The organism is Acidovorax sp. Root568, assembly GCF_001427445.1.
Lineage (GTDB): Bacteria > Pseudomonadota > Gammaproteobacteria > Burkholderiales > Burkholderiaceae_C > Acidovorax > Acidovorax delafieldii.
The window spans coordinates 338,213-353,188 of record NZ_LMGP01000014.1; the positions used below are offsets into that span (position 1 = coordinate 338,213).

At 67.1% G+C, this 14,976-nt stretch carries 12 protein-coding genes; 5 read left to right on the forward strand and 7 right to left on the reverse strand.

Annotated features, from left to right (window positions below):
* Positions 1-147 precede the first annotated feature (147 nt).
* The 4 genes from ASD75_RS11125 to ASD75_RS23705 are packed head-to-tail and all read right to left on the reverse strand — an operon-like array spanning position 148 to position 4,281.
* Complete coding sequence (locus ASD75_RS11125; RefSeq protein ID WP_082564998.1) at positions 148-2,484, reverse strand: bifunctional diguanylate cyclase/phosphodiesterase; 2,337 nt, start codon at positions 2,482-2,484, stop codon at positions 148-150.
* Positions 2,481-3,152, reverse strand: a complete 672-nt coding sequence (locus ASD75_RS11130) for a methylamine utilization protein (RefSeq protein ID WP_200947585.1) — start codon at positions 3,150-3,152, stop codon at positions 2,481-2,483. Before ASD75_RS11130 ends, ASD75_RS11125 begins: the two co-directional genes overlap by 4 nt.
* Positions 3,149-4,042, reverse strand: a complete 894-nt coding sequence (locus ASD75_RS11135; RefSeq protein WP_056745628.1) for a DUF4394 domain-containing protein — start codon at positions 4,040-4,042, stop codon at positions 3,149-3,151. The genes ASD75_RS11130 and ASD75_RS11135 overlap by 4 nt, the downstream gene beginning before the upstream one ends.
* 17 nt (positions 4,043-4,059) lie before the next feature.
* Entirely contained in the window at positions 4,060-4,281 is a 222-nt protein-coding gene (locus tag ASD75_RS23705; RefSeq protein WP_156401002.1) for a hypothetical protein, read from the reverse strand.
* Positions 4,282-4,446: 165 nt separating this feature from the next.
* On the opposite strand from ASD75_RS23705, the gene ASD75_RS11140 reads away from it, so the two are divergent.
* Entirely contained in the window at positions 4,447-6,162 is a 1,716-nt protein-coding gene (locus ASD75_RS11140) for a methyl-accepting chemotaxis protein (protein ID WP_056745632.1), read from the forward strand.
* Positions 6,163-6,261: 99 nt separating this feature from the next.
* Here ASD75_RS11140 and ASD75_RS11145 read toward each other — a convergent pair whose 3' ends face one another.
* The gene (locus ASD75_RS11145; protein ID WP_056059696.1) at positions 6,262-6,987 is read right to left on the reverse strand and encodes a Crp/Fnr family transcriptional regulator; all 726 of its coding nucleotides are present in this window, start codon (positions 6,985-6,987) and stop codon (positions 6,262-6,264) included.
* A gap of 166 nt (positions 6,988-7,153) precedes the next feature.
* Between ASD75_RS11145 and ASD75_RS11150 the strand changes: the two genes are divergently transcribed.
* Positions 7,154-8,365, forward strand: coding sequence for an ABC transporter substrate-binding protein (locus ASD75_RS11150; protein ID WP_056745634.1), 1,212 nt, complete (start codon positions 7,154-7,156; stop codon positions 8,363-8,365).
* A gap of 134 nt (positions 8,366-8,499) precedes the next feature.
* Here the strand turns inward: ASD75_RS11150 and ASD75_RS11155 are convergent, their stop codons facing one another.
* A complete protein-coding gene (locus tag ASD75_RS11155) occupies positions 8,500-9,315 on the reverse strand; it encodes a general secretion pathway protein GspB (protein ID WP_056745636.1) in 816 nt (271 codons plus the stop codon).
* A 5-nt stretch (positions 9,316-9,320) separates the two neighbouring features.
* A complete protein-coding gene (locus ASD75_RS11160) occupies positions 9,321-11,063 on the reverse strand; it encodes an ExeA family protein (protein ID WP_056745638.1) in 1,743 nt (580 codons plus the stop codon).
* 181 nt (positions 11,064-11,244) lie between these two features.
* Between ASD75_RS11160 and ASD75_RS11165 the strand changes: the two genes are divergently transcribed.
* Genes ASD75_RS11165 through ASD75_RS11175 form a run of 3 tightly spaced genes read left to right on the forward strand, consistent with a single transcriptional unit; the run spans position 11,245 to position 14,957 of the window.
* Complete coding sequence (locus ASD75_RS11165) at positions 11,245-13,191, forward strand: long-chain fatty acid--CoA ligase (RefSeq protein WP_056745640.1); 1,947 nt, start codon at positions 11,245-11,247, stop codon at positions 13,189-13,191.
* Between the two features lie 35 nt (positions 13,192-13,226).
* The gene (locus tag ASD75_RS11170; protein WP_056060064.1) at positions 13,227-14,012 is read left to right on the forward strand and encodes an ABC transporter ATP-binding protein; all 786 of its coding nucleotides are present in this window, start codon (positions 13,227-13,229) and stop codon (positions 14,010-14,012) included.
* 15 nt (positions 14,013-14,027) lie between these two features.
* A complete protein-coding gene (locus ASD75_RS11175; RefSeq protein ID WP_056745642.1) occupies positions 14,028-14,957 on the forward strand; it encodes a branched-chain amino acid ABC transporter permease in 930 nt (309 codons plus the stop codon).
* Positions 14,958-14,976: the final 19 nt, after the last annotated feature.

Sequence of the window (14,976 nt, forward strand, 5' to 3'; positions counted from 1 at the left end):
GTGGAGCCGCCAGCGTCAGAGGCTGGGGCAGCAGCGGAGCCCGCGGGCGGGCGAGAGGAGGAGGAAGACATTGCGTGTATTTTCGCCTGTGAACTGCTTTGAACAGGTTCTTCGCCCCCAAACTGAGATGCAACGGCCTGGCGCCAGCTACCCCTGGCGGGCCTGCCAGGCCAGGAAATCATCCACCGGCAGGGGCCGCGCAATGTGATACCCCTGTGCCTCGTCGCAGGTCAGGAGGCGCAGGCGCTCCAGGATGGCGGCGGTCTCCACGCCTTCGGCCACCACGGTGAGCCCGAGGTTGTGCGCCAGGTCGATGGTCGAGCGCACAATCATCGCGTCGTCTTCGCCCGTCTCCATGCCCATCACAAACGACTTGTCGATCTTGAGCTCATCGACCGGCAGGCGCTTGAGGTAGGCCAGCGACGAATAGCCCGTGCCGAAATCGTCGATGGACAGCTTGAAACCCTGCTCCGACAAGCGGTTGAGCATGGCCTCGGCGCGCTGCGGGTCGTCCATGATCGCGCTTTCGGTGATCTCCAGGCAAAAGGCACTGGCCGCTACTCCGTGGCGCGCCAGGATGTCAGCGAGCCGGTGGCTCAGCTCGGGGTCAAGAAGGTCGCGGGTGGAGAGGTTGACCGACACCCTGAGCGGCAGGCCCTGCGTGCGCGGGTCGGCCAGCAGGCGTGCGACTTCTTCAAACATCCACAGCGTGAGGTGGCGCACAAACCCGGTCTGCTCGGCAAACGGGATGAACTGCATGGGCGGCACCAGCCCGCGCTGCGGGTGTTGCCAGCGCACCAGCGCCTCGGCCGCAAGGCCCGGCTGCCCGTGCAAAGGCACCTTGGGCTGCAGGTACAGGCGCAGCTCATGGTGCTCCACGGCGTGGCGCAGCTCGGTCAGCAGCGACAGGGTCTGCGCACTGGACGAATCAAACGCTGCGTCGTACTGCAGGGCTCCGCTGAGCTTGCGCTTGGCGGCATACATGGCGATTTCAGAGCGGCTGAGCAGCGTGTCGGCGTCACCCGCATTGCCCGGCCAGCAGGCAAAACCAATGCCTGCGCTCAGGTCCACCGTCTGGTCCTCAAAGGCCAGCGGTTCCTCGAACGACTGGTTGATGCGCTGGGCAATCTCGTGTGCCGCAGCTGCGTCGGCGCGCTGCAGCAGGATGGCGAACTCATTGCCCCCCAGGCGGGCCACCATGTCATCGGGCGAACGCACCTGCTGGCTCAGACGCTCGGCCACGGCCTGCAGCAGGCGGTCGCCAAAGGCGTAGCCCAGCACGTCGTTGACATGCTTGAAGCGGTCCAGGTCCAGCGTGAGCACGGCCAGCGGCTGCGCAGGATCGGCACTTGCGGCGATGGCCTGCACCACGGCGTCACGAAAGCGCTCCCGGTTGGGCAGGCCCGTCAGGCGGTCCCAGTAGGCCAGGCGGCGGATTTCGGTTTGCTGCGCGCCGATGTCCACGCGCATGTGGTCGAACGAGCGCGCCAGGTTGCCGATCTCGTCCGTGCGGTCGGTGTGCTCTAGCGGCACATCGTATTCACCGCGCGAGAGCCGCTGCGTGGCCGCCAGCAGCGAGCGCAGGGGCGTGGTGAGCCGTTGCGCCACTAGGCCCGTGCCTGCCGCAAACAGCAGCACACCCGCCACGGTGATGATGGCCAGCAACACCTGCAGCTGGCGGTAGGGCGCCACCACCTCGTCCACCGAGCGCAGCAGCAGCGAGTGCACCTCTCCCCCCACGCTGTCGAGCGGGCTGGAGCGCGCGAGCAAGGTGCCCTCGGCTGTCTGCAGCTCTCCCGCCGCGCCACCGGTGCTCAGCAGCAAGGCCCGCGCATCTGCGGGCAAGGTGCTGACCGACAGGGTCATCGCCCCCTCCGGGGACTTGATCATCAGGGCCACATGCACCGACAAAAGCTGCCGCATTTCGTCGGCACGCGACTGGTCGATGCGAAAACCCATCAACACCCAGCCAATGACCACCGGCGCACGCATGGGCACCATCACGAACTGGTAGGGCACGCCATCCATCACCGCGATCTGGCTGCCCTGGGGCTGCTGCGCCAGGCGCGGCACCACCTGCCGCAGCGTGGCCGGGAATTGCTCCATGCTGTCGGACAGGCTGACCGCGCGCAGCTCCAAGTCCGTTCCCAGCAGCGCAGTCACGGCTGCGCCGATGCGGCTGCCATGGTTCTCCAGCACCGATTGGATGGTTTCCTCGTCCCCCGAGTTGACCGCCGAGCGAAAGCCATAGTCAGCCGCGAGCAGGGCCGATCCCTGGCGCAGCTGCTCGGCATTCTGGTCGAGCAGGCGGCGCCAGATGTTTTCGTCCAGGTCCAGGGCCCGCGCGATCTGGGCGCGGGCATTGCGGTCGATGGAGGCCCGCACCACGGCAAACCCTGCCGCCTGCACGATGAGCAGCAGCAGCAGCGACAACCCCACCAACCGCAGGATCAGGCTGCGCCGGGCCAGGCGCAGCCGCTTCAAGGTTGCAACCCCGTCATGCGCACCGACGCCGTGGCAGAGCCTGTAGCGGGCACGGTCAGCGCCTGCTCCAGGGCAGGCGCACCCACCGGCAGGCGGGTGTGCCAGGTGCGCAGCGTGTAGGTGCCGGGCGGCACATTGTCGAGCTGCGCCTTGCCCGTGGCGGCGGGGGTACGGGCGTAGTACGGCGTGTCCACCACCAGCACCCAGCCCACCATCTGGTCATGGATGTTGCAGCCCAGGGCCACCACGCCGGCCTTGTCAAACAGCACCGGGTTGGATGGCGTGCCGCTGTAGAGCTTGAGCTCGAACTTCTTGGCTGGCGAGAAGGAGTACACATGGTGCCGCACCGAGTCGCGGTTGGGGAACAGCACCTCGGTGCCCACCGGCACCACCAGCAGGCCGGGCAAAAACTGCCGTTTCTCCTGCGCCATCTCCACACCGGTCAGCGGTTTGACCTGCTTGCGCGCCTCGGCCGAGTCCAGGAACACCACCGCATCGGCCACAGGCTTGCCCGCAGCGTCGGACACATCCACCTGCACGGTGCCTGCCTGCGCGCCGCCGGCCACCAACGCCAGCGCAGCGAGTGCCGCTAACGAGGTACGCACGGCGTGACGCAAGGCCTGGCGCACCGCGCGCGGCCGCAGCGACGGCAGGCCGTCCGGCCTCATGGTTCGATCGCCAGGCCCACCAGGGGCGCGCCATCGCCCACCAGGCCCAGGGGGCGGGTGGCGCCGGTTGCCAGGTCCACCTGGTGCAGCCGGGTCTGGGTATCGGCGGCGGTGCGCACGGCGATGAGGGCGGTGTTGCCTACGTCGGCGATGTCAAAACTCACGTCCGTGAGCGGCCCCAGCCCCAGCGGGCCCACGGTGCGCAGCTGCCCGGCGTTGGGCGACACCACGGGCTGGGTGCCCTCGCGCGAGCCCTGCATCACCAGCACGCCCAGCGCACGGTCGATGGCGTAATTGGTGGTGATCTTGCTGTCGTTGGGGTTGTAGGTGTAGGCGGCACCGGCAATGTCGGGCCTGCGGCGGGCGTTGACGTCGCCCCAGGCGTAGCGCAGGCTGGGGTCGGGCTGCACCCCCTCCACCGCAGTGTCGCCATCGACCACCGCCCCGGTGTCGGGGTGCAGACGCAGGTTCTGGCCGGTGTTGGACACCACCCGGATACGGTCGGCTGCCGGGTTGAAATCAAAGCCGAAGGCTGCGCCTTGCAGCGCCAGCGCGGCGGGTGCGGGGCCCACCGGGCGCAACGCGCCGGTGGGGATGTCGAGCGTGTACAGGCGGCCCGCCTGCGACAGCGCATAGAGCACGCCCTTGGCCACGCGGAAGTCGATGCCCACCAGCCGCTCGCCGGGCGCCAGGCCCGTCACAGGGCGCCGCTCCAGGATGCGCTCGGGTTGCGCGGCCTGGAAGGTAATGAGTTCATGCGAGGCCGTCACGGCCACCAGGGTTTCGCGCAAACCGGTGTCTGGCCGGGGTGCCGCACAGCCGGCCAGCAAGGCCAGGGCGGCTGCAGCGAAGGTGGTGCGCAGCGTGGAGGAGGGAAAAAACGGATGCATGAAAGACCTCGCAAGTGTTACAGGTTTATACCTGATCGGTTGCGCCCGTGGCGGGGGCAAGGGCAAACCCCAAGCCCCACATTCACTTTGTTTTTGATAGCAACACAGATATTAATTACCGGCGCCTGCGATGGTTTTGCGAATAATTTCAGCACCACCTTCTGTTGCACTTTGGCGCCAGTGCACCAGGGGCGTGCAGCGCTGTATTTGTAACAAACATGACTATGCAGATCGGGCATGGGACCATCCTCAACGCTCATGACACATTTTGTTGTTATTGCCTACACTGCACCGACTCCCGCGCCCGTTCAACGGACGCGCGGCGGCCGGTGGGCACCGTTATTGCTTTGCGCAGAGGCCCCGTTTGATCACGCTTTGATCCTTTTCGATACCCAAGGACCCCCATGCCGGCTGCTTCCACCTTCAAATCCCTGTCGATTTCCAGCCGGCTCAGCCTGGGGTTTGGCTGCATGCTGGTGCTCCTGGTGGCGGTGGCGGCAGTGGGCCAGCTGTCCGTGGGCAAAGTGCACGATCAAATGACGCAGATCACCGGCGTGGGCGCCAACAAGGCCAAGCTGGTCAACGGCATGCTGGAAAGCGTGAGCGCCATCGGCATCCAGAGCCGCTCCGCCGCCATGCTCAACGACATCGACCCCAAGCAGGCGCGCGAACAGATCGGGGCCGTGGGCAAGACGCTCAAGGAATACGCCACGCAAGAAGCTGCTCTGACCCAGCTGCTCACCCCTGCCACGGCCACCCCCGCAGAACTCAAGCTGCTGACCGAGGTGCAGGCCCTGGGCGGCAAGACCCGCCCCGAACTGGACAGCGCCATCAAGGCCGCTGACGACGGCGATACCGTGAGCGCCACGCTGGCGCTGATGACCCGCGTGGCCCCCGCAGAAACTGCCTGGCGCGCCAAGCTGCGTGAGCTGATCGAGCTGCAAAACACCTTGAATGCCGAGGCCACAGTCTCGGCAGAGCAAACCCAGAGCAGTGCCCGCGTGGTGGGCGGGCTGCTGGTGCTGCTGGCCATCGGGCTGGGCGCGCTGATTGCCTGGCGCATCACGGCCAGCATCACCGCCCCCATTGGCCGCGCAGTCGTGGTGGCCGAACGCATTGCACGCGGCGACCTCACCTCGCAGGTCGAAGTGCGCATCCACGACGAAACCGGCCGCCTGCTTGAAGCCATTGCCGCCATGCAGGAGCGCCTGCGCACCCTGGTGGGCGAAATCGGCCAGACCGCCGACTCCATCCTGGTGGCCAGCTCCGAAGTGGCTTCGGGCAACCTGGACCTGAGCCAGCGCACCGAACAGACCTCGCACAACCTGCAGGGCGCCGCGACAGCGCTGGTGGACCTGACCGGCACGGTGTCGCAAAGCGCCGACTCGGCCCGCCAGGCCAACCAGCTCGCGTCCACCGCGTCCGATGCGGCCACACGCGGCGGCGAAGTGGTAGGCCAGGTGGTGCGCACCATGGACACCATCAGCGCCAGCTCGCGCAAGATCGCCGACATCATCAGCGTGATCGATGGCATCGCGTTCCAGACCAACATCCTCGCGCTGAACGCGGCGGTGGAAGCCGCCCGTGCGGGCGAGCAGGGCCGCGGCTTTGCGGTGGTGGCGGGCGAGGTGCGCAACCTGGCGGGGCGCTCGGCCCAGGCCGCGCGCGAAATCAAGGCGCTGATCGGAACCAGCGTGGACCAGGTGCAAGAGGGCAGCACGCTCGTCAACCACGCCGGCAAGACGATTGAAGAACTGGTGCAGTCGGTGCGCCGCGTCTCCGACATCATGGGCGAGATCACGGCGGCCACGCAGGAGCAAAGCCAGCGCATCGGGCATGTGAGCCAGTCGGTGGGTGCGCTGGAAGAAATGACCCAGCAGAACGCCGCCCTGGTGGAGGAAGGCGCAGCCGCTGCCGACAGCCTCAAGGACCAGGCCGGACGCCTGACACAGATGGTGGGCACCTTCCGCCTGACGCGCGACGGCGGCGACGAAAACAGCTGGGGCACGGCCAGCGCCTCCGCATCGCCCACCGCAGTGCCAGCGCCCACGCGCACGGCAGCCCCGCGCCACCTGGCCTCAGCCCCATCATCCCGCGCTCCCGCACTGCCGCGCAGCTGACGGGACTTTCAATCGGGCGCACTCCACGCCAGGGGCGCCAAGCAAGGACCGCCCCGCAGCGAGGGCGTCGCCCCCCCCAAGGGGAAGGCGCACAGCACCTCAGGGGGGTGTCACACTGGATCGCAGCGCCGCCAGGTCCAGCACCCGCAGGCCGCCGTACTCCACCCGGATCGCCCCTTGCGCCTCCAGCGCCGCCAGCGCCTCGTTCACCCGCTGACGCGACAGCCCCACCAGATAGGCCAGCTCTTGCTGCGTGATGCGCAGCACCTCGCCCACGCCCGGGTACAGCACGGGGTTGAACAGCGACGCCAGGCTGCGCGCCACACGCACATCGGGGTTGTTCAGGCGGTCGATCTCGCGGGCTGCAATGAACTGGCCCAGGCGCTCGTTGAGCTGGTTCATCACAAAGCGGTTGAAGCCGATGGAGTGGTCCAGCAGCCAGTGAAAGCTGTCAATCGGCAGCCCGGCCACCACGCTCTTGCGCAGGGCCTGGATGTTGTAGCGGTAGGGCTCGCGCTTGATGGTGGTGCCCTCGCCAAACCAGCCGCCGGGCGGCAGGCCCGCATAGGTCATGGTCTGGCCCTGGGCGTTGTCGGTGCTCATCTTGAGCAGGCCCTCCACCACCCCAAACCAGTAGGTCACCGGGCGCCCCACGCGGCACACATAGTCGCCCGCCTTGGCGTCCCCCACCAGCAATGAGGCCACGGCGCGCTCTCGCTCGGCGGGCAGCAGCAAGTCGAGCCACGGAATACCGTCAAGCTCCTGCGGCGTGGGCGAACGGCGCCGCTGGTGCAGCGACAGGTCCTGGTGGGTGCGTGGGTCCATGGCGCAAAGGTTCTCACGAAAAAGGGCGCCCGGCAGCCGCCTCGGCATGCGGGAATACCACGATCCCAATTGTCGCCAGACCGACAAAAAAATGCCAATCGTGACGGGATGATGTCGCCTCGCGCCCCGCCCGTACAGGGCCGGAGCCCCCGAGGAGACAAGCACCATGACCCAACACCCTTCCATCACCGCACGCACCGTCCCACCCGCGCCCACCGCGCCGCGCCCCCTGGCCCGCCGCCAGGTGCTGGCCGCCGCAGCCGCCACCGCAGCGGCCGTTGGCCTGCCCGGGCTGGGCTGGAGCGGCGCGGCCCGCGCGCAGGAGGGCGCAATCAAGATTGCGCAATCCACCGCCCTCACCGGCCCGCTGGGCGACCTGGGCTCGGCCATGCACCAGGGCGCCAAGGCCGCATTTGCGGGCATCAACGCGCGCGGCGGAGTACATGGCAAGGCCATTGAACTCGTCACCCAGGACGACACCTACGACGTGCCCAAGGCACTGGCCAATGTGGAGCAGTTTCTGGCCGACCCTGGGTACTTTGCGCTGTTCAACTGCATGGGCACGCCCATGATCGACGCCATGCTGCCCAAGGTGATCGAGAGCGGCATCCCGTTTTTTGCGCCCTTCACCGGCGCACAGCTCAGCCGCACCAAGAACGCCCGCAACGTGTTCAACATCCGCGCCAGCTACGTCGACGAGGCCGAGAAGCTGGTGCAGCACCTGTCCACCATCGGCATCCAGCGCATTGGCATCGTCTACCAGAACAACTCGTTCGGCAAAGAGGTGTTCAACGCGGCCAAGCAGTCGATGGACCGGCTCAAGCTGCCCGAGGCCGTCACGGTGACCGTGGAGAACAATGCCTCGGACGCAGGCGCCGCCGCTACCAAGCTGGCCGGCGGCAACCTGGAGGCCATCGTGATTGGCCTCGCGGGCAAGCCCACGCTGGAGTTTGTGAAGGCGTTCCGCGCGCTCAAGCGGGGCGTGACGCTGTACGCGCTGTCGGTCATGGGCACCCCGGCCACCGTCAAGGCCCTGGGCGCGGACGCCACGGGCATGGCGATTTCGCAGGTGGTGCCCCTGCCCTCCAACGTGGTGATGCCCGTGGTGCGCGAATTCCAGGCCGCCTGGAAGGCATCCGGCGCCACGGCCGAGCCCTCGCACCTGGCGCTGGAGGGCTACATCAACGCCCGCGTGTTTGCCGAGGCCCTGCAGCGCGCAGGCCGCAACCCCACGCGCGCGGCCTTCATCGACGCCACCTGGAACCTGAAAAAGTGGGACCTGGGCGGGTTCGAGATCAGCGCCAGCACGCCCGACCGCAACGCCTCGCGCTTTGTGGAGCTCACGCTGGTGGGGCGCGACGGGCGGTTCTTGCGATAGCCCTGGGTCCCCCCAGTTCTCAGCGAATGTGAGCGGCACAGGTGGCTCAGTGCATGCCCACACAATTGCTATCAATTAAATAGCTACCAGCGCATATTGCACTGGCGCTACCGGCCAATTTTGCCCAAATACTGCTATTGCGAAGCCAATCCGTACCGGTAGCCCTTGAACGACCAGATGGTGCGGCCGGGCTCGATCTTCTCCAGCAGCAGGCCCGGCCCGGCCGGGTCGCCCTCGTGCAGCACCTGGCCGTTGACGATGGCCATGCGGTACACCGGGTTGCTGGAATAGGTGACGCCAGAGATCTTGAGCGACGGCAATTGCGCCCGCACAGCCTCGGGCAGGTCGGCCTGGGCAAACACGGTGCCCGTAGCCGCCGGTGCTGCAGAAGGAGCTGGACCGGCCGCAGCCATGTCGGGTACACGCGGCGCTGGGGCCGCAGGCACGCGCTCACGGGGGGCAGGCTCTGCAGGGCGTGACCGTTCGGAGTCTGTGGCGGGGGAGCGCGGCGCGACCGGGCTGCTGGACACCGGCGCAGGCCGCTCCCGCTGCGGTGCCGCCGCGCGGGGCGCGGCTGCCGGAGGGGGCGTCACCGCCGCCACCACCGCAGGGGTCGCTTCGGGGGCAGCCGGCAGAGCTGCAGGCGCTGCGGGCGTCGCCGTGGACGCTACCGCCGGCATGGACGGCGCCACAGCGGCGGATGTGGCGGGCGCGGCAGCAACAACGACGGCGCCCGCAGGCACCGGCCGCTGCATAAACCACCAGGTACCACCGGCCGCCACAGCAGCCACAACCACCACCGCCACGGCCACCAGCACCGGGCTGATGGCCGATCGCCCTGCCACCGGCACGGCACCGGGGACAGGCACCGCCGGGGTATGGATGCCGGGCACAGCGCCACGGCCGCGCTCAGCTTCTGCGCGCCGCAGCGCATCAAGGATGTAAGACACTGGGTTCAGCCTCCGGTGCGCAAGCGCGGTTCGCTCACGCCGTTGACACGGTTGAGCAGCATGAGGGTCAAGGGGCCCGCCCGGCCGTCCGGGGTCACCCCCTGGGCCAGCTGGAAGCGCTGGATGCGGGACTGGCGCTGGGCCGGCGTGGTCGCGCGGCCGGCTGCAGGTACGGCAGCCCGCGTGCCCCCTGCTGCAGCCGTGGCCAGTTGCTGGTCCAGCCAGGCGGCGCCAGCGGGGGTCTCCGCCAGGTCGCCCTTGTCGGGCATATCGGGCGGCGTGCGCCACAGCGTAGCGATGTCGCCGCGCCACACCTGGGCCAGCTCGGCCACGGGCACACGCACCGTGCGGCCCCCGCCTTCCAGCGTGGCCGTGTCGCCGTCCAGGCGGCGCAGCAGGGCCGACACGGCCACGTCGCCCTCTTCGGACGGGAACAGCGTGAGCAGCACCGGGCGATCGATCTGCCGCACCAGGTTCAGGCCGGCGCGGCGGTTGCGATAACAGCGCAAGCCGTCGCGGGGCAATGCGGCGCAGGCGTCGGCGCCATCGGCCACACTGGCACCCCAGGCCGAGGCCAGCGCCTGCCAGGCGGCGGTATCGCTGGCGGGCAGTGCGGCCACAAACTGCTGCAGGTCCGACATGGCCACCGGCGCTGCCCCGCGCGGGGCCGAAGCCCCTGACGCAGGGGCTGCGGGCGTTACCCCCGCTGTGCTGGCAGCGCCGCTCGGTGGCGCGCTGGCAGATGTTTTGCTGGCCATGGCGCCCGCAGGCACGGCGGATGTCACGGCGCCTTGTCGAGACCATTGCGGCCAAGTTCCCAGTGCCCAGCCGCCCGCCACCAGGGCTGCTCCCGCCACCACGCCCAGGCCCGCAACCGCCCAGCGCGGCCACAGGCCCCGGGCGTTGCGCGCAGCAGCGGCCGACGCTGGCGCATCAAACACCTCAGCCGCCGCGCGCTGGACGATGCGGGCGCTGACCTCGCGCACCCCGGCGGCATAGGCACCCAGCAGCGCCCGGTCGCACAGCAGGTTGATGCGCCGGGGAATGCCGCGCGACAGCGTGTGCACCCGCCGGATGGCGCTGCGACTGAAGGGCAGCGGCCCTTGCAGGCCCGCCACGGCCAGGCGGTGGGCGATGTATTGCTGGGTCTCCTGCGCGCTCAGCGCATCGAGGTGAAAACGCGCAATCACCCGCTGGGCCAGTTGCTCCAAGGCCGGGCTGGCGACCATGGTGCGCAGCTCTGGCTGGCCGATCAGGATGATCTGCAGCAGCTTGCGCTCGCTGGTTTCCAGGTTGGTCAACAGGCGCAGCTGCTCCAGCACGTCGGCCGACAGGTTCTGCGCCTCGTCGATGATCAGCACGGTGTTGCGCCCGGCGCCGTGCGCCGCCAGCAGTGAGGCATTGAGCGGGTCGATGTAGTCCTTGACCGTCTCCACGCCTGCCACCGAGGGCCGGTGCGGCACGCCAAACTCGTCGCAGATGGAGCGCAGCAGCTCGCCCACGGTGAGCTTGGGGTTGAAGATGTAAGCGACGTTGCAATGCGGCGGGATCTGCTCCAGAAAGCAGCGGCACACCGTGGTCTTGCCCGCACCCACCTCGCCGGTCAGCAGCACAAAACCGCCGCCGGCGTCCAGGCCATACAGCAGGTGCGCCAGCGCCTCGCGGTGCCGCTCGCTCATGAACAGGTAGCGGGGGTCGGGGGCGATGGAGAACGGCGGGTGCTGAAGGCCGAAGAACGGGGCGTACATGCCCCGGAGGATACCGCCCGCCCGTGGGCAGGGTTTTACCCACCCGGGAGTTACCCCTAAATTGTCGTCGGCAAGACAAGATGACGTCAAAGTGGGTCCTAGCATTCCCCCATCGCGCAATCACAAGCTTGCGCGCCCGGCAGTCACCGGGCTGACACCTTCTCACTTTCAGGAACCTGCAATGTTGACCACGTTCCCGCAACTGCTGCTCAAGCATGCCGCCGAGCGCCCCAATGCCCCGGCCCTGCGCGAAAAAGAATATGGCATCTGGCAAACCCACAGCTGGGCCGACCTGGTGCGCCTGGTGGAACAGGTGGCCGCCGGCCTGCACCTGGCGGGCCTGAAGCGCCATGAACACATGGTGGTGGTGGGCGCGAATCGCCCCCGCCTGTACGCCACCATGCTGGCCGCCCAGTCGCTGGGCGCCATCCCCGTGCCGCTGTACCAAGACGCGGTGGCGGCCGAATGCATCTTCCCGCTCAACAACGCCGAGGTGCGCTTTTGCCTGGTGGAAGACCAGGAGCAGGTGGACAAGCTGCTCGAAATCCGCGAGCAATGCCCGCAGATCTCCAACATCTTCTTTGACGACCCCCGCGGCCTGCGCAATTACGCAGAGCCCGGACTGGCATCGCTGGATGCCCTGATCGAATCCGGCAAGGCCTTTGCAGCAAAGAACCCCGGCTGGTTCAAGGCCGAGGTGGCCAAAGCCCAGCCCGGCGACGTGGCTGCAATGTTCTTCACCTCCGGCACCACGGGCAACCCCAAGGGCGTGGTCCACACCCACAGCACGCTGCTGGACCGCGCCAGCGCGGGCGCCGAGTTCGACAAGCTCACCAGCAGCGAAGAAGTGCTGGCCTACCTGCCACCCGCCTGGATCGGCCAGAACATCTTCAGCTATGCCCAGTGGCTGGCCTGCGGCTACGTGGTCAACTGCCCCGAGTCGGCCAGCACGGTGACCATCGATCTGAAGGAAGTGGGCCCCACCTACTACTTTGCGCCACCGCGCATCTTTGAAGGTCTGCTCACCAGCGTGATGATCCGCATGGAAGACGCGGGCGCCTTGAAGCGCAAGATGTTCGAGGCCTGCATGCGCGTCGCCAAACGCGTGGGCCCCGCCCTCATGGATGGCGAGCCCGTGGGCACCCTCGACCGCATCAAGTACGCCTTAGGCAATGTGCTGGTGTACGGCCCGCTGCGCAACAACCTGGGTTTCAGCCGCGTGCGCGTGGCCTACACGGCGGGTGAGGCTATTGGCCCTGACCTTTTCACCTTCTACCGCTCCATCGGCATCAACTTGAAGCAACTGTACGGCTCCACCGAAACCGCCGTGTTTGTGTGCCTGCAGCCCGACAACCAGGCGCGCGCCGACACGGTGGGCGTGCCGATTCGCGGTGTGGAAATCAAGGTGGCCGACAACGGCGAGATCCTGGTCAAGTCGGCCGGGCTGCTCAAGGAGTACTACAAGAACCCGGCCGCCACGGCCGAGGTGCTGACGGCCGACGGCTGGTACCACACCAGCGACGCAGGCTTTCTGGATGCGCATGGCCACCTCAAGATCATCGACCGCGTCAAGGACGTGGGCCGCATCATGGGCGGCGCCAACGACGGCGCCATGTTTGCGCCCAAGTACGTGGAGAACAAGCTCAAGTTCTTCCCGCACATCAAGGAAGTGGTGGCCCTGGGCGACAAGCGCGAGAAGGTCTGCGTGATGGTCAACATCGACTTCGACGCCGTGGGCAACTGGGCCGAGCGCCGCAACCTGCCCTACGCTGGCTACACCGACCTGGCCCAAAAACCCGAGGTGTACGAACTGATCCGCGAGTGCATCGAGAAGGTCAACGCCGACCTGGCCACCGACACCATGCTGGCTGGCAGCCAGGTGAGCCGATTCCTGGTGCTGCACAAGGAGCTGGACGCCGACGACGGCGAACTCACCCGCACCAACAAGGTCCGCCGGGGCTTCATTGCCGACAAGTACGGCGTGCTGGTCGATGCACTGTACGCAGGCCGCACCGAGCAGTACATCGAGACCCAGGTCAAGTTCGAGGACGGCCGCACCGGCAGCGTGAGCGCCACGCTCAAGCTGTCGGACACAAAGACATTTGCGCCTGTGAAGAGTGCCGCATGAAGCCCGCGCTCTACCCGCTGGAGAAGCCCCCCACCATGACCACTAAAAAGATCGGCGACGTCATCCTCGACGTCAAGAACATCAGCCTCCGGTTTGGCGGCGTGAAGGCGCTCACCGACATCTCCTTCAATGTCAAGGAGCATGAGATCCGCGCCATCATCGGCCCCAACGGCGCAGGCAAAAGCTCCATGCTCAACTGCATCAACGGCGTGTACACGCCGTCCGAGGGCTCCATCACCTTCCGGGGCAAGACGTTTGACCACATGAACTCGCGCCAGGTGGCCGAGATGGGCGTGGCGCGCACGTTCCAGAACCTGGCGCTGTTCAAGGGCATGAGCGTGATCGACAACATCATGACCGGCCGCAACCTCAAGATCAAAAGCAACCTGCTGATGCAGGCGCTGCGCATCGGCCCGGCCGAGCGCGAGGAGATCCGCCACCGCGAATACGTCGAGCACATCATCGACTTCCTGGAAATCCAGGCCTACCGCAAGACACCCGTGGGCCAGCTGCCCTACGGCCTGCAAAAGCGCGTGGACCTGGGCCGCGCCCTGGCCATGGAGCCGCAGGTACTGCTGCTGGACGAGCCCATGGCCGGCATGAACGTGGAAGAAAAGCAGGACATGTGCCGCTTCATCCTGGACGTGAACGACGAGTTCGGCACCACCATCGTGCTGATCGAACACGACATGGGCGTGGTGATGGACATCAGCGACCGCGTGGTGGTGCTGGACTACGGCAAGAAGATCGGCGACGGCAGCCCCGACGAAGTGCGCAGCAACGAAGACGTGATCAGTGCCTATCTCGGCACCTCGCACTGATCAGGAGAAGACAACATGGCATTCTTTCTTGAAACACTGATCGGCGGCCTGATGGCCGGCATGCTGTATTCGCTGGTGGCGTTGGGCTTTGTGCTGATCTACAAGGCCTCGGGCGTGTTCAACTTTGCGCAGGGCGCCATGGTGCTGTTCGCAGCGCTGGCCATGGCCCGTTTTGCCGAGTGGATCCCCAAGTGGACGGGCATCAGCAGCCCCATCGTGGCCAACCTGGCGGCCTTTGTGATCGCAGGCGCCATCATGTTTGTGGTGGCCTGGCTGATTGAAAAGCTGGTGCTGCGCCACCTCGTGAACCAGGAGGGCGCCACGCTGCTCATGGCCACGCTGGGCATCACCTACTTCATGGAAGGTCTGGGCCAGACGCTGTTCGGCAGCGACATCTACAAGATCGATGTGGGCATGCCCAAGGAGCCGATCTTTGCGCTGGAGTCCATATTCCAGGGCGGCATCCTGATCAACAAGGAAGACGTGATTGCCGCCGCCATTGCCGCCGCGCTGGTGGCCCTGCTGTCGGTGTTCTTCCAGAAGACCTCCACCGGCCGCGCGCTGCGCGCCGTGGCCGACGACCACCAGGCCGCCCAGTCCATCGGCATTCCGCTCAACCGCATCTGGGTGATCGTGTGGTGCGTGGCCGGTGTCGTGGCCCTGGTGGCCGGGATGATCTGGGGCAGCAAGCTGGGTGTGCAGTTCTCACTGACCACGGTGGCGCTGCGTGCGCTGCCCGTGGTGATCCTGGGCGGCCTCACTTCAGTGCCCGGCGCCATCATCGGTGGGCTGATCATCGGCGTGGGCGAGAAGCTCTCCGAGGTGTACCTGGGCCCCTTCGTGGGCGGCGGCATCGAGATCTGGTTTGCGTATGTGCTGGCGCTGGTGTTCCTTCTGTTCAGACCGCAAGGTTTGTTCGGGGAGAAGATCATTGACCGCGTGTAACGCATAACAACAAGAACAG

Excerpts from the sequence above, each read along its gene's own strand:
- ASD75_RS11135 (WP_056745628.1), bottom strand. The coding sequence starts at position 4,042 with ATGCATCCGTTTTTTCCCTCCTCCACGCTGCGCACCACCTTCGCTGCA.
- ASD75_RS11150 (WP_056745634.1), top strand. The coding sequence starts at position 7,154 with ATGACCCAACACCCTTCCATCACCGCACGCACCGTCCCACCCGCGCCC.
- ASD75_RS23705 (WP_156401002.1), bottom strand. The coding sequence starts at position 4,281 with ATGCCCGATCTGCATAGTCATGTTTGTTACAAATACAGCGCTGCACGC.
- ASD75_RS11130 (WP_200947585.1), bottom strand. The coding sequence starts at position 3,152 with ATGAGGCCGGACGGCCTGCCGTCGCTGCGGCCGCGCGCGGTGCGCCAG.
- ASD75_RS11175 (WP_056745642.1), top strand. The coding sequence starts at position 14,028 with ATGGCATTCTTTCTTGAAACACTGATCGGCGGCCTGATGGCCGGCATG.
- ASD75_RS11140 (WP_056745632.1), top strand. The coding sequence starts at position 4,447 with ATGCCGGCTGCTTCCACCTTCAAATCCCTGTCGATTTCCAGCCGGCTC.
- ASD75_RS11165 (WP_056745640.1), top strand. The coding sequence starts at position 11,245 with ATGTTGACCACGTTCCCGCAACTGCTGCTCAAGCATGCCGCCGAGCGC.
- ASD75_RS11170 (WP_056060064.1), top strand. The coding sequence starts at position 13,227 with ATGACCACTAAAAAGATCGGCGACGTCATCCTCGACGTCAAGAACATC.
- ASD75_RS11145 (WP_056059696.1), bottom strand. The coding sequence starts at position 6,987 with ATGGACCCACGCACCCACCAGGACCTGTCGCTGCACCAGCGGCGCCGT.
- ASD75_RS11160 (WP_056745638.1), bottom strand. The coding sequence starts at position 11,063 with ATGTACGCCCCGTTCTTCGGCCTTCAGCACCCGCCGTTCTCCATCGCC.